14 protein-coding genes are annotated in these 14,683 nt (G+C 70.7%); 11 read left to right on the forward strand and 3 right to left on the reverse strand.

Annotation, left to right across the window (positions count from 1 at the left end; all coding sequences use genetic code 11):
- Positions 1-109 precede the first annotated feature (109 nt).
- Positions 110-2,062, forward strand: a complete 1,953-nt coding sequence (locus tag FHY05_RS14535; RefSeq protein WP_183945180.1) for a beta-N-acetylglucosaminidase domain-containing protein — start codon at positions 110-112, stop codon at positions 2,060-2,062.
- A 145-nt stretch (positions 2,063-2,207) separates the two neighbouring features.
- On the opposite strand, the gene FHY05_RS14540 is transcribed toward FHY05_RS14535, so the two are convergent.
- Together FHY05_RS14540 and FHY05_RS14545 are read right to left on the reverse strand one after the other, a co-directional pair.
- The gene (locus FHY05_RS14540) at positions 2,208-3,365 is read right to left on the reverse strand and encodes a mechanosensitive ion channel family protein (protein WP_183945181.1); all 1,158 of its coding nucleotides are present in this window, start codon (positions 3,363-3,365) and stop codon (positions 2,208-2,210) included.
- A gap of 1 nt (position 3,366) precedes the next feature.
- Positions 3,367-4,410: a DNA topoisomerase IB gene (locus FHY05_RS14545; RefSeq protein WP_183945182.1), complete on the reverse strand. Its 1,044-nt coding sequence runs from the start codon at positions 4,408-4,410 to the stop codon at positions 3,367-3,369.
- 97 nt (positions 4,411-4,507) lie between these two features.
- Here FHY05_RS14545 and FHY05_RS14550 point away from each other — a divergent pair, with 97 nt between their 5' ends.
- On the forward strand, positions 4,508-5,083 hold the full coding sequence (locus FHY05_RS14550; protein WP_183945183.1) for a type 1 glutamine amidotransferase domain-containing protein: 576 nt from the start codon (positions 4,508-4,510) through the stop codon (positions 5,081-5,083).
- A 154-nt stretch (positions 5,084-5,237) separates the two neighbouring features.
- Here the strand turns inward: FHY05_RS14550 and FHY05_RS14555 are convergent, their stop codons facing one another.
- The gene (locus FHY05_RS14555; RefSeq protein ID WP_183945184.1) at positions 5,238-6,269 is read right to left on the reverse strand and encodes a quinone-dependent dihydroorotate dehydrogenase; all 1,032 of its coding nucleotides are present in this window, start codon (positions 6,267-6,269) and stop codon (positions 5,238-5,240) included.
- 288 nt (positions 6,270-6,557) lie between these two features.
- Between FHY05_RS14555 and FHY05_RS14560 the strand changes: the two genes are divergently transcribed.
- The 9 genes from FHY05_RS14560 (at position 6,558) to FHY05_RS14600 (ending at position 14,650) form a co-directional block, all read left to right on the forward strand.
- Positions 6,558-6,995 (forward strand): SUF system Fe-S cluster assembly regulator, encoded by a 438-nt coding sequence (locus FHY05_RS14560; RefSeq protein WP_183945185.1) that lies wholly within the window; start codon positions 6,558-6,560, stop codon positions 6,993-6,995.
- A gap of 1 nt (position 6,996) precedes the next feature.
- On the forward strand, positions 6,997-8,460 hold the full coding sequence (gene sufB, locus FHY05_RS14565) for a Fe-S cluster assembly protein SufB (protein WP_132909706.1): 1,464 nt from the start codon (positions 6,997-6,999) through the stop codon (positions 8,458-8,460).
- Entirely contained in the window at positions 8,457-8,948 is a 492-nt protein-coding gene (locus tag FHY05_RS14570) for an endonuclease domain-containing protein (protein ID WP_311732488.1), read from the forward strand. The genes sufB and FHY05_RS14570 overlap by 4 nt, the downstream gene beginning before the upstream one ends.
- Positions 8,935-9,678 (forward strand): Fe-S cluster assembly ATPase SufC, encoded by a 744-nt coding sequence (gene sufC / locus FHY05_RS14575; RefSeq protein ID WP_183945186.1) that lies wholly within the window; start codon positions 8,935-8,937, stop codon positions 9,676-9,678. Before FHY05_RS14570 ends, sufC begins: the two co-directional genes overlap by 14 nt.
- Before the next feature lie 142 nt (positions 9,679-9,820).
- Positions 9,821-10,888 (forward strand): SufD family Fe-S cluster assembly protein, encoded by a 1,068-nt coding sequence (locus FHY05_RS14580; RefSeq protein WP_183945187.1) that lies wholly within the window; start codon positions 9,821-9,823, stop codon positions 10,886-10,888.
- A gap of 496 nt (positions 10,889-11,384) precedes the next feature.
- The gene (locus FHY05_RS14585) at positions 11,385-12,605 is read left to right on the forward strand and encodes an aminotransferase class V-fold PLP-dependent enzyme (RefSeq protein ID WP_183945188.1); all 1,221 of its coding nucleotides are present in this window, start codon (positions 11,385-11,387) and stop codon (positions 12,603-12,605) included.
- A 25-nt stretch (positions 12,606-12,630) separates the two neighbouring features.
- Entirely contained in the window at positions 12,631-13,101 is a 471-nt protein-coding gene (locus FHY05_RS14590; RefSeq protein WP_183945189.1) for an SUF system Fe-S cluster assembly protein, read from the forward strand.
- Positions 13,101-13,454 carry an iron-sulfur cluster assembly accessory protein gene (locus FHY05_RS14595; protein ID WP_183945190.1) on the forward strand — a complete coding sequence of 118 codons (354 nt, stop codon included), beginning with the start codon at positions 13,101-13,103 and terminating at the stop codon, positions 13,452-13,454. The genes FHY05_RS14590 and FHY05_RS14595 overlap by 1 nt, the downstream gene beginning before the upstream one ends.
- A gap of 284 nt (positions 13,455-13,738) precedes the next feature.
- Complete coding sequence (locus FHY05_RS14600; protein WP_183945191.1) at positions 13,739-14,650, forward strand: YihY/virulence factor BrkB family protein; 912 nt, start codon at positions 13,739-13,741, stop codon at positions 14,648-14,650.
- The last annotated feature ends 33 nt before the right edge of the window (positions 14,651-14,683 follow it).

The raw sequence follows: 14,683 nt of genomic DNA on the forward strand, positions 1-14,683 counted from the left end.
CCCTTTAATCGCCTCGCTGGCCGCCGTCCGTGCCACGCCACCGCTTGCGAAGCCGTCGCGTGCCTTCTACCCAGACAACCATAATACCAACATGATACCGGAGCGCGACATGACACGCACGCGGACCCTTCGCTCCCTGTGGCTCGCCGCCGCGCTCGCCGGCACCGCGGCGGCGCCCGCCGCGGCGCAGGTGCCGACGCTCCCCGCGATCTTCCCCGCACCCACGTCGATGGCGCTGACCGGCGGCCGCATCGCGCTCGGCCGCGCCGCGGTGCTCGTGGTCGCGCCCGGCACCGCACCCGAGACGGTGGCGCTGGTGCGCGCCGCTCTCGCCGCCGCGGGCGTCACCCAGGTCACCACCGCGAACCGGCTGCCCGCCGCGCTGGCGACGCTCCACGTCGTCGTCGGCACGAGCGACGTCGCGGCGGTGCGCGACTCGCTCGCGCGCGCCGGTGCCACCGCGGACGACCGGCCCGAGGGCTATACGCTCGCCGCGCGCCCCGACGCCGCGGGTGGCGGGCTGATCGCGCTGGCGGGACACGATGCCGACGGGCTGTTCCACGCCGCGCAGACCTTTCGCCAGCTCGCGCGGCGCGGCGAGGTGCCGGGGCTGGTGATCCAGGATCATCCTTCCATGCCGATCCGCGGCACGATCGAGGGCTTCTACGGCAAGCCCTGGACGCAGGAGGACCGGATCCGCCACCTCGACTTCCTCGCCAGCGTCAAGGCCAACACCTACGTCTACAGCCCGAAGGACGATCCGTACGCGCGCGACCGCTGGCGCGAGCCGTATCCGGCGGCGACGCTGGCCGAGCTGGGCACGCTGGCCGCGGCGGCGAAGCGCGACCACGTCAACTTCGTCTACGCCATCTCGCCGGGGCCGACGGTGTGTTTCTCCGAGCCCGCCGACGCCGCCGCGCTGGAGCGCAAGTTCGACGCGCTGCGCGGTATCGGCGTGCGCAGCTTCTACGTGGCGCTCGACGACATCGAGTATAAGAAGTGGAACTGCGCCAAGGACGAGGCGGCGTTCGGCGCCTCGGGCGCGGCGGCGGCCGGCACGGCGCAGGCGCGGCTGCTCAACGCGGTGCAGCGCGACCTCGTCGCGAAGGACCGCGCCGCGCCGCCGCTGATCATGGTGCCGACCGAATATTACGACGCCAAAGAGACGCCCTACAAGGCCGCGCTGCGGCGCGAGCTCGACCCGCGCGTGGTGGTGCAGTGGACCGGCACCGACGTGGTGCCGCCCGCGATCTCGATTGGCGACGCCAAGACCGCGACCACCGCGTTCGGGCGCAAGACGCTGCTGTGGGACAATTACCCGGTCAACGACTATGCCCAGACCACCGGCCGGCTGCTGCTGGCGCCCTATGCGCGGCGCGAGGCCGGGCTGGCGGGCGAGCTGAGCGGCATCCTCTCCAACCCGATGAACCAGGAGGCGCCGAGCCGCGTCGCGGTGGCGGGGGTCGCGGCCTTCGCGTGGAACGATCGCGGCTACGACCCGGCGCAGGGCTGGCGCTTCGCCGCCGACGCGCTGTCGGGCGGCGACGCGCGCACCGCGGCGGCGCTGCTCGACTTCTTCGACACGCAGCATCTCGCCCCCACCTTCGGCAGCCAGCCTTGGCAGGAGCAGGCGCCGCGGCTCAAGGCGCTGCTCGACGGCGTCCGCTTCGCGCTGGCGGACGGCGACGACGGCGCGCGGCGCGAGGCGATCGCGGCGCTGGCGGCGCGCGCCGACGCGCTGGCGGCGGCGCCCGACACGATCCGTGCCGGCGTGACCGACCCCGGCTTCGCGGCGCAGGCGGCACCGTGGCTCGAGGCGACCGCTCTGTGGGGTCGCGCGCTCCAGCTCACCGCGACCGGGCTGGGCGCGGCGCTCGATCGCAGCGCGGCGGCGTCGCGCGACTTCGCCGCGGCGGGGCAGCTCGCGGCACAGGCGGCGGCGGTGAAGACGATCCCCGGCGCGACGCGGTTCGACGGCACGGTGAGGGTGGCCGACGGCGTGCTCGACCGCTTCGTCGCCGACGCGCCGCGACTGGTGGGCGTGGCGCCGGCGGGGGAGTAAGGGTGTAGGGAGTTGGAGGGCTAGCTTCTCCCCTCCCCTGAAGGGGGAGGGGCTGGGGGTGGGGCATCGCCGCGGGCGCGATGTTGGTGGACAGGCCCCACCCCAACCGCTCCCCTGGAGGGGAGGGGCTTATACTTTCCCCTCCTCAGCCCCGCGCCACCTCCGCGTAGGGCATCACCAGTGTCCCGTCGGGCGCGGCGGTATAGGTGGTCTGCGTGGGGTAGGCGATGCCGATCTTCTCCGCGGCGAAGCGCCGGATGATCGCCACCATCAGCCGGTCGCGCGTGGCGTGCGCGGTCGCCCAGTCGTCGCCGGGCGTGTCGACCTGGAGCGCATAGTCGAGGCTCGACGCGCCGAACGTCTCGAAGCCGCAGCGCGCCACCTTGGCACCCTCCGCCTCGACCAGCTCGGTGAGGATCGCGGGCACGCGCGCGAGCGTGTCGGCCGGCGTCTCGTAGGTGACGCCGATCGTGTACGACACGCGAATGTGGTCGCGCAGCGAGGTGTTCTGGATTTCCTTGTCGAGCAGGTTACGGTTCGAGATGATGCGCAGCTCGCCGGTGAAGGAGCGGATGCGGGTCGACTTGAGCCCGATCGACTCGATCACGCCGCTGGTGGTGCCGTAGCTGACCTTGTCGCCGCGGCGGAACGGGCGGTCGAAGATGATCGCCAGCGCGGCGAACAGGTCGGCGAAGATACCCTGCGCGGCGAGGCCGATGGCGATGCCGCCGACGCCGAGACCCGCCACCAGGCCGGTGACGTTGACGCCGAGATTGTCGAGCACCACCACCAGGGCGATCGCGAACACCGCGACGCTGACGAGGAGGCGGATCAGCCCCATCGCGCTCATCAGCGCCTCGCCGGTATAATGTTCGCCGCGGGTGCGGTGCTCGATCGCGCCGAGGATCAGCTCGCGCGCCCAGATCGCGCCCTGGAAGGTGACCGCCACTTTGAACAGGAAGGCGATCGTCGCGTCGAGCTCGGGCGGGGTCGCGGCATAGCCGCTCACCAGCCGCGCCGAGAGCATGATGATGAAGAAGGCGTTGGTGCGCTCCACCGCGCGCCCCAGCACCGCCGACCAGCCCTTGCCCGAGGCACTGCGCCGTGCCAGCCGCGGGCCGAAGGCGCGCAGCCAGAACAGCAGCAGCGAGATCGCCACGCCGATGCCGAGCGCGATCAGGATCTGCAGCCAATGCTGCTGGAGCCAGGTGAGGCTCGCGCGGAGCAGCGCCTGAAGCTGGTCGCCGACGCGACCGGCGTCGATCGACACGGCCGGCTTGGCCGCCGCCTTGCTGTCGCTCATCTCAGGCCGCCTTCAACTCGCACGCACCGGTCTGCTCGAGGAAGGCGATCAGCCCGCGCTCGGTGCGGGTGAGATACTGGCTGGCGCGGGGCAGCCGCAGCGTCTGGCGGAACGCCGCCTGCGCGGCCTTGTCCTTGCCGAGCTCGATCAAGGCGGGATGGACATAGGATTTGCGCGCGATCGCGGGCGTGTTGCCGAGCCGCTCCACCACCGGCTCGAGCATCGTCTTGAGCCCGATCGGCGCGGGTGCCTCGACCAGCGCCTCGAACGCGACCACGCTGGCACCCCAGGTGCGGAAATGCTTGGCGGTGAAGCCATCGCCCATCGCCTCGCGGAGATACGCATTGACGTCGGACGAGGTCACCGCGTGCGGCGCGCCGTCGTCGCCGACGTATTGAAACAGCTTCTGCCCCGGCAGGTCCTGGCACTTCTTGACGAAGCGCGCGAGGCTGCCGTCGGTGATACGCAGTTTGCGGATCTTGCCCGACTTGGCCTTGTACTGGAGCGCCAGCGTGCTGCCCTTGATCTGCGCGTGGCGGTCGCGCAACGTGGTCAGGCCGTAGCTCTTGTTGGTCTTGGCGTAGGTCTCGTTGCCGATGCGCAGCGCCGCCATGTCGAGCAGCTTCACGATCGCGGCGACGGTGCGCTCCTTGCTGTGGGTGCGCTTGTCGAGATCGGCCTCGACGCGCGCGCGCAGCTTGGTCAGCGCGCGGCCGAAAGGAGCGCACAGGTCGTATTTCGCCGCTTCCTGCTGCGCGCGGTAGTCGAGATGGTAGCGATATTGCTTGCGCCCCTTCTCGTCCCAGCCGACCGCCTGGATATGGCCGGTCGGGTCGGGGCAGAACCAGGCGTCGGTATAGGCGGGAGGCAGGCCGATCGCGTTGAGCCGGTCGATCTCGTCGCGGTCAGTGATTCGCGCGCCGTCGGAGTCGTAATAAGCCCAGGCGCCGTGCCGCGTCTTCTTGCGCGTGATGCCTGGCTCGCCGTCGTCGAAATAGACGATATGGCAGCCGTTCCCGGTCGTGCGCTCCGCTTCTACGCTCATGTCGCGGGAAATGCGCGGGCTGCCGCATCGTTCCGGAACGGGCGCCCTGCGACGGGGTTGGGACCGCGTCGAACCGACACCTATCAGGAGATTTCCCATGGCCGACCTGTCGCAAGCCCGCGTGCTGATGCTCGCCGCCGACGGCTTCGAGACGGTGGAGCTGTTCGAGCCGCGCCAGGCGCTGGAGGCCGCCGGTGTCACCGTCACGCTGGCCTCGATCAAGCGCGACCCGATCCAGGGGATGAAGCAGGACATCAACCAGGCCGAGACCGCCACGCCCGACCTCACGCTCGACGAGGTCGAGGTCGACGATTACGACGCGCTGGTGCTGCCGGGCGGCGTCGCCAACCCCGACAAGCTGCGCGTCGAAGCGAAAGCGGTGCAGATCGTCCAGGACTTCATGGACGAGGACAAGATCGTCGCCGCGATCTGCCACGCGCCCTGGCTGCTCGCCGAGGCCGACGTGATCGACGGTCGCCGGCTCACCGGTTTCGAGTCGATCCGCACCGACCTAGAGAATGCCGGCGGCGAGGTGGTCGACGAGGAGGTCGTGATCGACGACAATCTCATCACCAGCCGCAAGCCCGACGACATCCCCGCCTTCAACAAGGCAATCATCGCCGCGCTGACCGAGGAGCTCGGTGCCGACGAGGAGGAGGAAGAGGAGGCGTAACGGAGGTAACTTCCTCCCTTGCAAGGGAGGTGGCAGCGCGTCAGCGCTGGCGGAGGGGTGACCCGGCGGGCGAATGTCGCTGAACTCACCACCGGCGGTATCCCTCCGGCGGCGCTTGGCGCCGCCACCTGCCCATGCACGGGAGGATCTTGGATTACGCCCCCACCGCGTCGGCCACGCTCGCGAATCCGTCACGCGCGAGGCACGCCGCGAGCTCGGCGACGATCCGTCGCGGCAGCCTCGGCCCGTCGTAGATCAGCGCGGTATAGACCTGCACCAGGCTCGCTCCCGCGCGGACGCGCGCATAGGCCTCCGCCCCGCTGTCGATCCCGCCGACCGCGATCAGCGGCAGCGCGCCGCCGGTGGCGCGGCGGAAGTCGGCGAGCCGCTCGGCCGCGAGCGACCGCAGCGGCGCGCCCGACAACCCGCCGGCCTCGCCCGCGTGCGCGCTGTGCAGCGCCGGGCGACTCACCGTGGTGTTGCTCACGATCAACGCGTCCACCCCCGCGTCGAGCGCGGCGCGAGCGATCGAGTCGACCAGCGCGGCGTCGAGGTCGGGTGCCACCTTGAGGAACAAGGGCGTGGTGCCGCGCGCGGCGACGCAGGCGGCGAGCAGCTCGGCCAGCGCGGCGCCGTGCTGGAGGTCGCGCAGCCCCGGCGTGTTGGGCGAGCTGACGTTGATCGTGACGTACTCCGCGACCGGCGCCGCCGCGCTCACCCCCGCGACATAGTCGGCGACGCGGTCGGCCGCGTCCTTGTTGGCGCCGACGTTGATGCCGAGCACGCCGCCGTGCCGCCGTGCCGCCGCGGCGCGCGCCACGCCCGCGGCGAGACCGCCGTTGTTGAAGCCCATGCGATTAATGATCGCACGGTCCTCGGTCAGCCGGAACAGCCGCGGCCGCGGGTTGCCGGGCTGCGCGCGCGGCGTGAGCGTGCCGACCTCGACCGAGCCGAAGCCGAGCCGCATCAGCCCGGCGACCGCGCGCGCGTCCTTGTCGAGTCCGGCGGCGAGCCCGACCGGGTTGGGGAAGTCGACGCCGGCGACCCGCGTCGTGAGTCGCGGCATCGCGCCGCCCAGCGGTCCGCCGAGCGCGCCCCAGCGCGCCAGCGCGCCGAGCGCGACGTCGTGTGCGCGCTCGGGCGGCAGCGCCAGTGCGGTGCGGTGGAAGAGGGAGGAGATCGCCATGTGGCGTCTGTCGTCGCGTCCCGAAGCGAGATCAAGTCGGTCGACTTGTAAAAAATCGACTTGAGCGAGATGAATCTATCCAATCCTTGCGCGACGAGTCGTGCGCATAACGCGACTGCGACCCGAAGGGCTTCCGAACGGAAGTTCTTTCCTCAAGGGCCCGGCAGCCACTGCCGGGCCCTTTTTTTACCTCGACCGCGGTTGATTTCGCCCGGCCGGGCGGCCACATGGCAATCGGAACGATCTACTCCGATTTGAGAGTCGATCGCAACTACCGAATGTGGGACGATGCGCCTCTCGAGCCTTACCGACTATGCCGTGGTGCTGCTCACCGCCGCCGCGCGCCACTGCGGCGGGCTGGCGCGAATGAACGCGACGCTGCTCGCCGAGGAGACCGGCGTGCCGCTGCCGACCGCGCAGAAGCTGGTCAGCCGGCTGGCGGCGGCCGGGCTGATCGACAGCACGCGCGGCACCGGCGGCGGGATCCGGCTGGCGCGCCCGCCCGCGACGATCACGCTGGCGGACGTGGTCGAGGCGGTGGAGGGGCGGATCGCGCTCACCGCCTGCGTCGACGCCGCCGAGCACGACTGCGCAATCGAGGGCAATTGCCGGGTCAAGCCGCACTGGAACGCGGTCAATGAGGCGGTCCGCGGCGCGCTCGCGGGGGTGACGCTCGCGTCGCTCGCCGCCGCGCCCGCGCGCGAACAGATGAAGGTTGAGGCATAACATGGCCACGAAGAACGCCGAGGCCCATGCGGCCGTCGCCAAGAAGTACGAGTGGGGCTTCGCCACCGACATCGAGCAGGACTTCGCGCCCAAGGGGCTGAGCGAGGACACGGTCCGCTACATCAGCGCCAAGAAGAACGAGCCCGAGTGGATGCTCGACTGGCGGCTCAAGGCGTTCCGGCTGTGGCAGACGATGCAGGCGCCCGACTGGGCCAAGCTCAACGTGCCGCCGATCGATTATCAGGACGCCTATTACTACGCCGAGCCCAAGCAGAAGAAGACGATCGCGTCGCTCGACGAGCTCGATCCCGAGATCCGTCGCACCTACGAGAAGCTCGGCATCCCGATCGCGGAGCAGGAAGTGCTCGCCGGTGTCGAGGGCGCGCGCAAGGTCGCCGTCGACGCGGTGTTCGACTCGGTCTCGGTGGCGACCACCTTCCGCGAGGAGCTCAAGGCGGCGGGGGTGATCTTCCTCTCGATCAGCGAGGCGATCCGCGAGTACCCCGACCTCGTCCGCAAGTGGCTCGGCAAGGTGGTGCCGCAGCGCGACAATTACTTCGCGACGCTCAACTCGGCGGTCTTCTCCGACGGCACCTTCGTCTACGTGCCCGAGGGCGTGCGCTGCCCGATGGAGCTCTCCACCTATTTCCGCATCAACGCCGAGAACACCGGCCAGTTCGAGCGCACGCTGATCGTCGCCGACAAGGGCGCGTACGTCAGCTACCTCGAGGGCTGCACCGCGCCGATGCGCGACGAGAACCAGCTCCACGCCGCGGTGGTCGAGCTGGTCGCGCTCGACGACGCCGAGATCAAATATTCGACCGTGCAGAACTGGTATCCGGGCGACGAGAACGGCGTCGGCGGTATCTACAATTTCGTCACCAAGCGCGCGCTCTGCCAGGGCCGCAACAGCAAGGTGAGCTGGACCCAGGTCGAGACCGGCTCGGCGATCACCTGGAAATATCCGAGCTGCGTGCTGGCGGGCGAGAACAGCGTCGGCGAGTTCTACTCGGTGGCGGTGACCAACAACCGCCAGCAGGCCGACACCGGCACCAAGATGATCCACCTCGGCAAGGGCTCGCGCTCGACGATCGTGTCGAAGGGCATCTCGGCGGGGCGGTCGGACAACACCTATCGCGGGCTGGTGCGCGTCGCGCCGACCGCGGAGGGCGTGCGCAACTTCACCCAATGCGACTCGCTGCTGCTGTCGGACCAGTGCGGCGCGCACACCGTGCCCTACATCGAGGTGCGCAACCCCTCGGCGCAGATCGAGCATGAGGCGACGACCTCGAAGATCAGCGAGGACCAGCTGTTCTACGCGATGTCGCGCGGGCTCGACGCCGAGGCGGCGGTGGCGCTGATCGTCAACGGCTTCGCGCGCGAGGTGCTGCAGCAGCTGCCGATGGAGTTCGCGGTCGAGGCGCAGAAGTTGCTGGGCATCTCGCTCGAGGGGAGCGTGGGGTGACGCCGAGGGACGAGAACCGGCGCCTCAACTCCCCTCCCCTTCAGGGGAGGGGGCGGGGGTGGGGCTTCTCCGCGAACGCTATCGCCGGCGTTCAGGCGAACGCCCCGGCCCTGCGCAACAACCCCACGGAGCCTGAGAAGCGCCTCTGGTCCGCGTTGGCCCGCGCGCAGCTCGGCGGCTTCAAGTTCCGGCGCCAGGCCGCGATCGGCCGCTACATCGCCGACTTCCTCTGCCCCGCGGCAAGGCTGATCGTCGAGGTCGACGGCGACACCCATGCTGACTCCGCCGCGGACATGGCGCGTGACGCCGACCTGCGCGCGCTCGGCTATCGCGTCGTCCGCTTCGCCGACGCGGACGTGATGCGCAACCTCGACGGCGTGCTCGCCACGCTGCTCGCCCAGCCTCAAGCCGTCCCCCCGCGGCGGCGACCCACCCCAACCCCTCCCCTGCAGGGGAGGGGCTTCAGGAACGACGATGCTCACGATTGAAAACCTTCACGCCGAGATCGACGGCAAGCCGATCCTCAAGGGTCTCACGCTCGAGGTGAACGCGGGCGAGATCCACGCGATCATGGGCCCCAACGGCGCGGGCAAGTCGACGCTCGGCTACGTTCTCGGCGGGCGGCCCGGCTATGAGGTGACCGCGGGCTCGGTCACGTTCAACGGCGAGGACCTGCTCGAGAAGGAGCCGCACGAGCGCGCCGCCGCCGGCGTGTTCCTCGGATTCCAGTATCCGGTCGAGATCCCGGGCGTGTCGAACGTCCAGTTCCTGCGCGAGAGCCTCAACGCGCAGCGCGCGGTCCGCGGCGAGAAGCCTCTGTCGGGGGCGGAGTTCCTCAAGGTCGCGCGCGCGCAGGCCGACGCGCTCGGGCTCCAGCAGGACATGCTCAAGCGCCCGGTCAACGTCGGCTTCTCGGGCGGCGAGAAGAAGCGCAACGAGATGGTGCAGATGGGCATCATCGATCCGCAGTTCGCGATCCTCGACGAGACCGACTCGGGCCTCGACATCGACGCGCTGCGCGTGGTCGGCGACGGCATCAACCGCATCATGCGCCGGCCCGACAAGGCGGTGCTGCTGATCACCCACTACCAGCGGCTGCTCGACTATGTCCGCCCCGACCGCGTCCACGTGCTGGCGGACGGGCGAATCACGCGCTCCGGTGGGCCGGAGCTGGCGCAGCAGCTCGAGCGCGAGGGCTATGCCGAGGTGGCGGCGTGATGACGGGGTTCACGCGGGGCCGGGCGAGGGCGATGGCGTGCTCCTGCGCACGCAGGAGCCAAGGGTCACGAGCGATGGCGTCTGCGGCCCTGGGTTCCTGCGAGCGCAGGAACACGGTGGCCAGCGTCCAGGAGGATGCCGCATGAGCGTGCTCGACCTCCCCTCCAACCGCGAGGAAGCGTGGCGCTGGGCCGATCTCGGCGGGATCGCCGCGGCCGCCGCGCTCGCCCCCGTCGCGCGCCCCGACGCGCAGTTCCTCGACCTGCCGGGCGCGAAGCTCCTGTTCGTCGACGGTGAGCTGGACGAAGGCGCGAGCGAGCTCCACCGCGTCAGCGTCGGCGCGATCGCCACGAGCGACCACCCGCTCGGCCGCCGCGCCGCGCGCGGCTGGACGCTCCGGCTCGACCCGCGGGCGGTCGCCGATCCGGTCCAGGTCGTCCACGTCGCCACCGGCGCGGAGAACCACCTCGGTGCCGTGATCGAGCTCGGCGACGACGCGGTCGCGCACCTGGTCGAGACCTTCGTCGGCGCGGGCTGGTCGAACCGCGCCACCAGTGTCCGGCTCGGGCGCGGCGCGCGGCTGTCGCGCGCGGTGCGGCTGACCCAGGCGGCGGGCTTCGTCTCGCTGCGCGACGAGATCGTGCTGGGCCAGGCGGCGAGCTTCACCGGGACCGTGCTCGCCGCGGGCGACCAGGGCGCGCGCGTCGACGCCGCGCTGACGCTGGCGGGCGAGGGCGGCTATGCCGAGTTCGGCGGCGCCTTGCTCACCCGCGACCGGCTCCAGCAGGAATGCGCGGTGCGCGTGCGCCACGCCGAGCCCAATGGCCAGTCGCACCAATTGTGGCGCGCGGTGGCGGCGGACCAGTCGCAGGCGAGCCTCGCCGCCGCGGTGGAGGTCGCGCGCCACGCGCAGAAGACCGACGGCGAGCAGTCGCTGCGCGGGCTGCTGCTCGACCGCACCGCGACGGTGAACCTGAAGCCCGAGCTGGAGATCTTCGCCGACGACGTGAAATGCGCGCACGGCGCGACCGTGGGCGAGCTCGACGCGCGCGCGCTCTTCTACATGCAGAGCCGCGGCATCCCGGCGGCGCGCGCCAAGGCGCTGCTGACGCATGCCTTCGTCGCCGACGCGCTCGACCGCATCGCCGACGAGACGGTGCGCGCGGCGTTCGCGGCGGATGCCGCGGCCTGGCTGGAGCGCGCGCTGTGACACTGTCCTACGCGCGCGTCCGGTGCGAAGGGGCGGGGGTGGCGACTCCCTTGTCCTCGAACGCCGGCGCGCGCGTGGGGCGCGGGCGACTCAACATTCACGAGGCGAGCGGGCCGTGCCTCACCTCCACCCGTCATCCCGGACTTGCCCCGGGATTCACTGGTCCGCGTCTCCATGGGACTGAGAGTGTGCGGAACGATAGGCCTCGGAACAGGTCCGGGGTGACGGGGAGGGCGCGTCGGGTGGCGGTTTCGCATCGCCCCGCACCGTCCTCCCGATATGACATTCGCAACATTCGCGAGGGCAGCGACGCTCATCCCACCCCCAACCGTCATCCCGGACTTGTTCCGGGATCCACCGGTCCGCGCCGCCAGCGGCCTGAGAGTGCAGGGCAGGGTGGGCGCCGGAACGAGTCCGGGGTGACGATCGTGGCGCGTCGGGCCGCGCGCCCCGCACCTTCCTCCCGACTCAACTTACTCAACATTGGGGAGCGCGCATGACCGTCCTGACCGCCGATCCCGCCGCGCGCCCGCTCGACGTCGTCGCGGATTTCCCCGCCATCCCCGCGGGCTGGGCCTATCTCGACACCGCCGCGACGGCGCAGAAGCCGCGCGCGGTGATCGACGCGATCACGCGCGGCTACGATACCGATTACGCCACCGTCCACCGCGGCGTGTACCAGCGCTCGGCCGACATGACGCTCGCCTATGAGGCCGCGCGCGAGACCGTCGCACGCTTCGTGAACGCCACAGCCGACGAGATCGTCTTCGTCCGCGGCGCGACCGAGGCGATCAACCTCGTCGCCCAGTCCTTCGCCGCCACGCGCCTCAAGGCCGGCGACCGCATCCTGCTCTCCACGCTCGAGCACCACAGCAACATCGTGCCGTGGCAGATGGTGGCCGAGCGGGTCGGCGCGGCGATCGACGTCGTCCCGCTCACCGCCGACCAGCGCATCGACCTCGACGCCATGGCGCGCATGCTCCGCCCCGAGCACAAGCTCGTCGCGCTCGCGCATGTCTCGAACGTGCTCGGCGCGACGCTCGACGTGCGCCGCGCCAGCGAGCTCGCGCACGCGGCCGGCGCGACGATCCTGATCGACGGCTGCCAGGCGGTGGCGCGGCTGCCGGTCGACGTGCGCGCGCTCGGCTGCGACTTCTACGTCTTCTCCGGGCACAAGCTCTACGGCCCGACCGGGATCGGCGTGCTGTGGGGCCGGCGGGAGCTGCTCGACGCGATGCCGCCCTACCAGGGCGGCGGCTCGATGATCGACCGCGTGTCGTTCGAGCGCACCACCTACGCGCCCGCGCCGACCCGCTTCGAGGCGGGGACGCCGCACATCGTCGGCGCGCTCGGGCTCGCCGCCGCGATCGACTATGTGCAGGGGATCGGGCTCGAGCGCATCCACGCGCACGAGACCGCGCTGGTGGCGCAGGCGCGCGAGGTGCTCGCGCGGATCAACTCGGTGCGCGTGCTCGGGCCGGCGGACAGCGCCGGGATCGTCTCCTTCGCGATGGAGGGGGTGCATCCGCACGACATCGGCACCATCTTGGACGAGTCGAAGGTGGCGATCCGCGCCGGCCATCACTGCGCGCAGCCGCTGATGGCGGCGCTGGGTGTCGAGGCGACCGCGCGCGCCAGCTTCGGCGTGTACAACGGCCCCGATGACGTCGCCGCGCTGGCCGCGGGGATCGAGCGCGTGGCCCGGATCTTCGGATGACGGTTTTGGATAGGGACGAGGGACGATGAGCGACCCGATCAAGGTCGAGGAAGTCGAGACGGTGCAGGCACCGCCGCGCGCCAAGGTGTCCGACGCGGTCGAGCCCGCGGGCGGCGAGGGGCGGCAGCGCGACTATCTCGCCGGCTTCCTGGCGCAGCAGCCCGCGGGCGGCGAGGCGCCGCACGAGCCCGGCGGCGCGCTGTACGAGGGGGTGATCGACGCGCTCAAGGAGATCTACGACCCCGAGATCCCGGTCAACATCTACGACCTGGGCCTGATCTACGCGGTCGAGGTTACCGACGCCGGGCAGGCGACGGTGACGATGACGCTGACCACGCCGCACTGCCCCGTCGCCGAGTCGATGCCGGGCGAGGTGGAGATGCGCGTCGCCGCGGTGCCGGGGATCGCCTTCGCCGATGTCAACCTGGTGTGGGACCCGCCGTGGGACCCGCAGAAGATGTCGGACGACGCCAAGCTCGAATTGGGGATGCTGTGATGGCCACCACCCTGCGCGCGCGCCCCGCCGCGCTGAACCTGACGGCGAGCGCCGAGGCGCGCATCGCCGAGCTGATGCGCAAGGCGCCTGACGGCGCGATCGGGGTGAAGCTGTCGACGCCGCGGCGCGGCTGCTCGGGGCTGGCCTATTCGGTCGACTATGTCGAGGCGGCGAGCGCGATGGACGAGCGGATCGAGACGCCGGGTGGCGTGCTGTTCGTCGACGGCGCGTCGCTGCTCTACCTGATCGGCTCGACGATGGACTGGGTCGAGGACGATTTCACCGCTGGATTCGTCTTCGCGAATCCCAACGCCAAGGGCGCGTGCGGGTGCGGGGAGAGCTTCACCGTGTGAGGGGGCGGGGGGCACGACAGTGATCGCTCCCGCTCCTCTTCCTCCGTCATTCCCGCGAAGGCGGGAATCCAGACACGCTGACGTCTCGTCATGAGGCGCGACGTTCGCGCGTCTGGATCCCCGCCTTCGCGGGGATGACGTACAAGGAAGAGGGGCCTAGGGTCGCCATCGGGTGCGGTCCCCAGGCGAGCGGCTCGAAGCGACAATCAGCCCCCTTCAACCGCTCTACCTCGCGCAACAATTCTCCACGGACCCTCCGCCGCGCTGCGGCGTTGCCCGGGATAATGCGAGTCGACCTCTCTTCCGCCGACCTGTGGCGCTCCTTCCGCGCCGACTGGTGGGGCCAGCTCAAGCGCGCGTACACCGCCTCCAACGACGATAATCTCGGTCTGATCGCGGCGGGTGCGGCCTTCTACATCATCTCCTCGATCGCGCCGATCCTGGCCGTGACGGTGCTGGGCTATGGCCTGTTCGCGGACGCCCAGACGGTGCAGGAGGATATCCGCGCGCTGTTCGCCGCTTTCCCGCGCGACGTCGCCGTCCTGATCGGCCAGCAGCTCGACACGGTGGTATCGGGCTCGCAGGGCAAGAAGGGGCTCGGCATCATCCTGGCGCTGGCGATCGCGCTGTACGGCGGCAGCAAGGCCGCCACCTCGATGATGACCGCGCTCAACGTCGCCTATGAGGTTAAGGACAAGCGCAGCTTCGTCACCTGGACGCTCACCTCCTTCGCGATCGTGCTCGCCGGCGTGGTGCTGGTGCTGACCGGCATCGCCGCGAGCGCGCTGGCCGCGTTCATCGGCACGCTGATCCCCTGGTTCCCGGCGGTGGTGCTGGTGGTGATCCGGATCGCGACCTATATCGCGCTCGCGGTGCTGGTCGTCACCGGCGCGTCACTGCTGTTCCGCTTCGGGCCGTATCGCCCCGGCGCGCGGCTGCGCTGGGCGACGCCCGGAACGGTGGTGGCGACCGCGGTGTGGCTGCTCGCCAACGTCGGGTTTAGTCTCTACGTCGCCAATTTCGGCAATTACGGCGCGACCTACGGCTCGCTCAGCGCGATCATCGTGGTGCTCACCTGGCTGTGGATCAGCGTCTACGCTTTCCTGCTCGGCGCCGCGCTCGACGTGCAGGCGTACCGCGGTCGGCCCGATCACGGCGCCATCTCGGACATAGCCACCGCGGCGCCGCGCGGTTAGGGTCCGCACCGACATCATCGCCCGGGGGCCAGA

The sequence above is a fragment of the Sphingomonas sp. BK580 genome (assembly GCF_014194975.1).
Taxonomy (GTDB): Bacteria; Pseudomonadota; Alphaproteobacteria; order Sphingomonadales; family Sphingomonadaceae; genus Sphingomonas.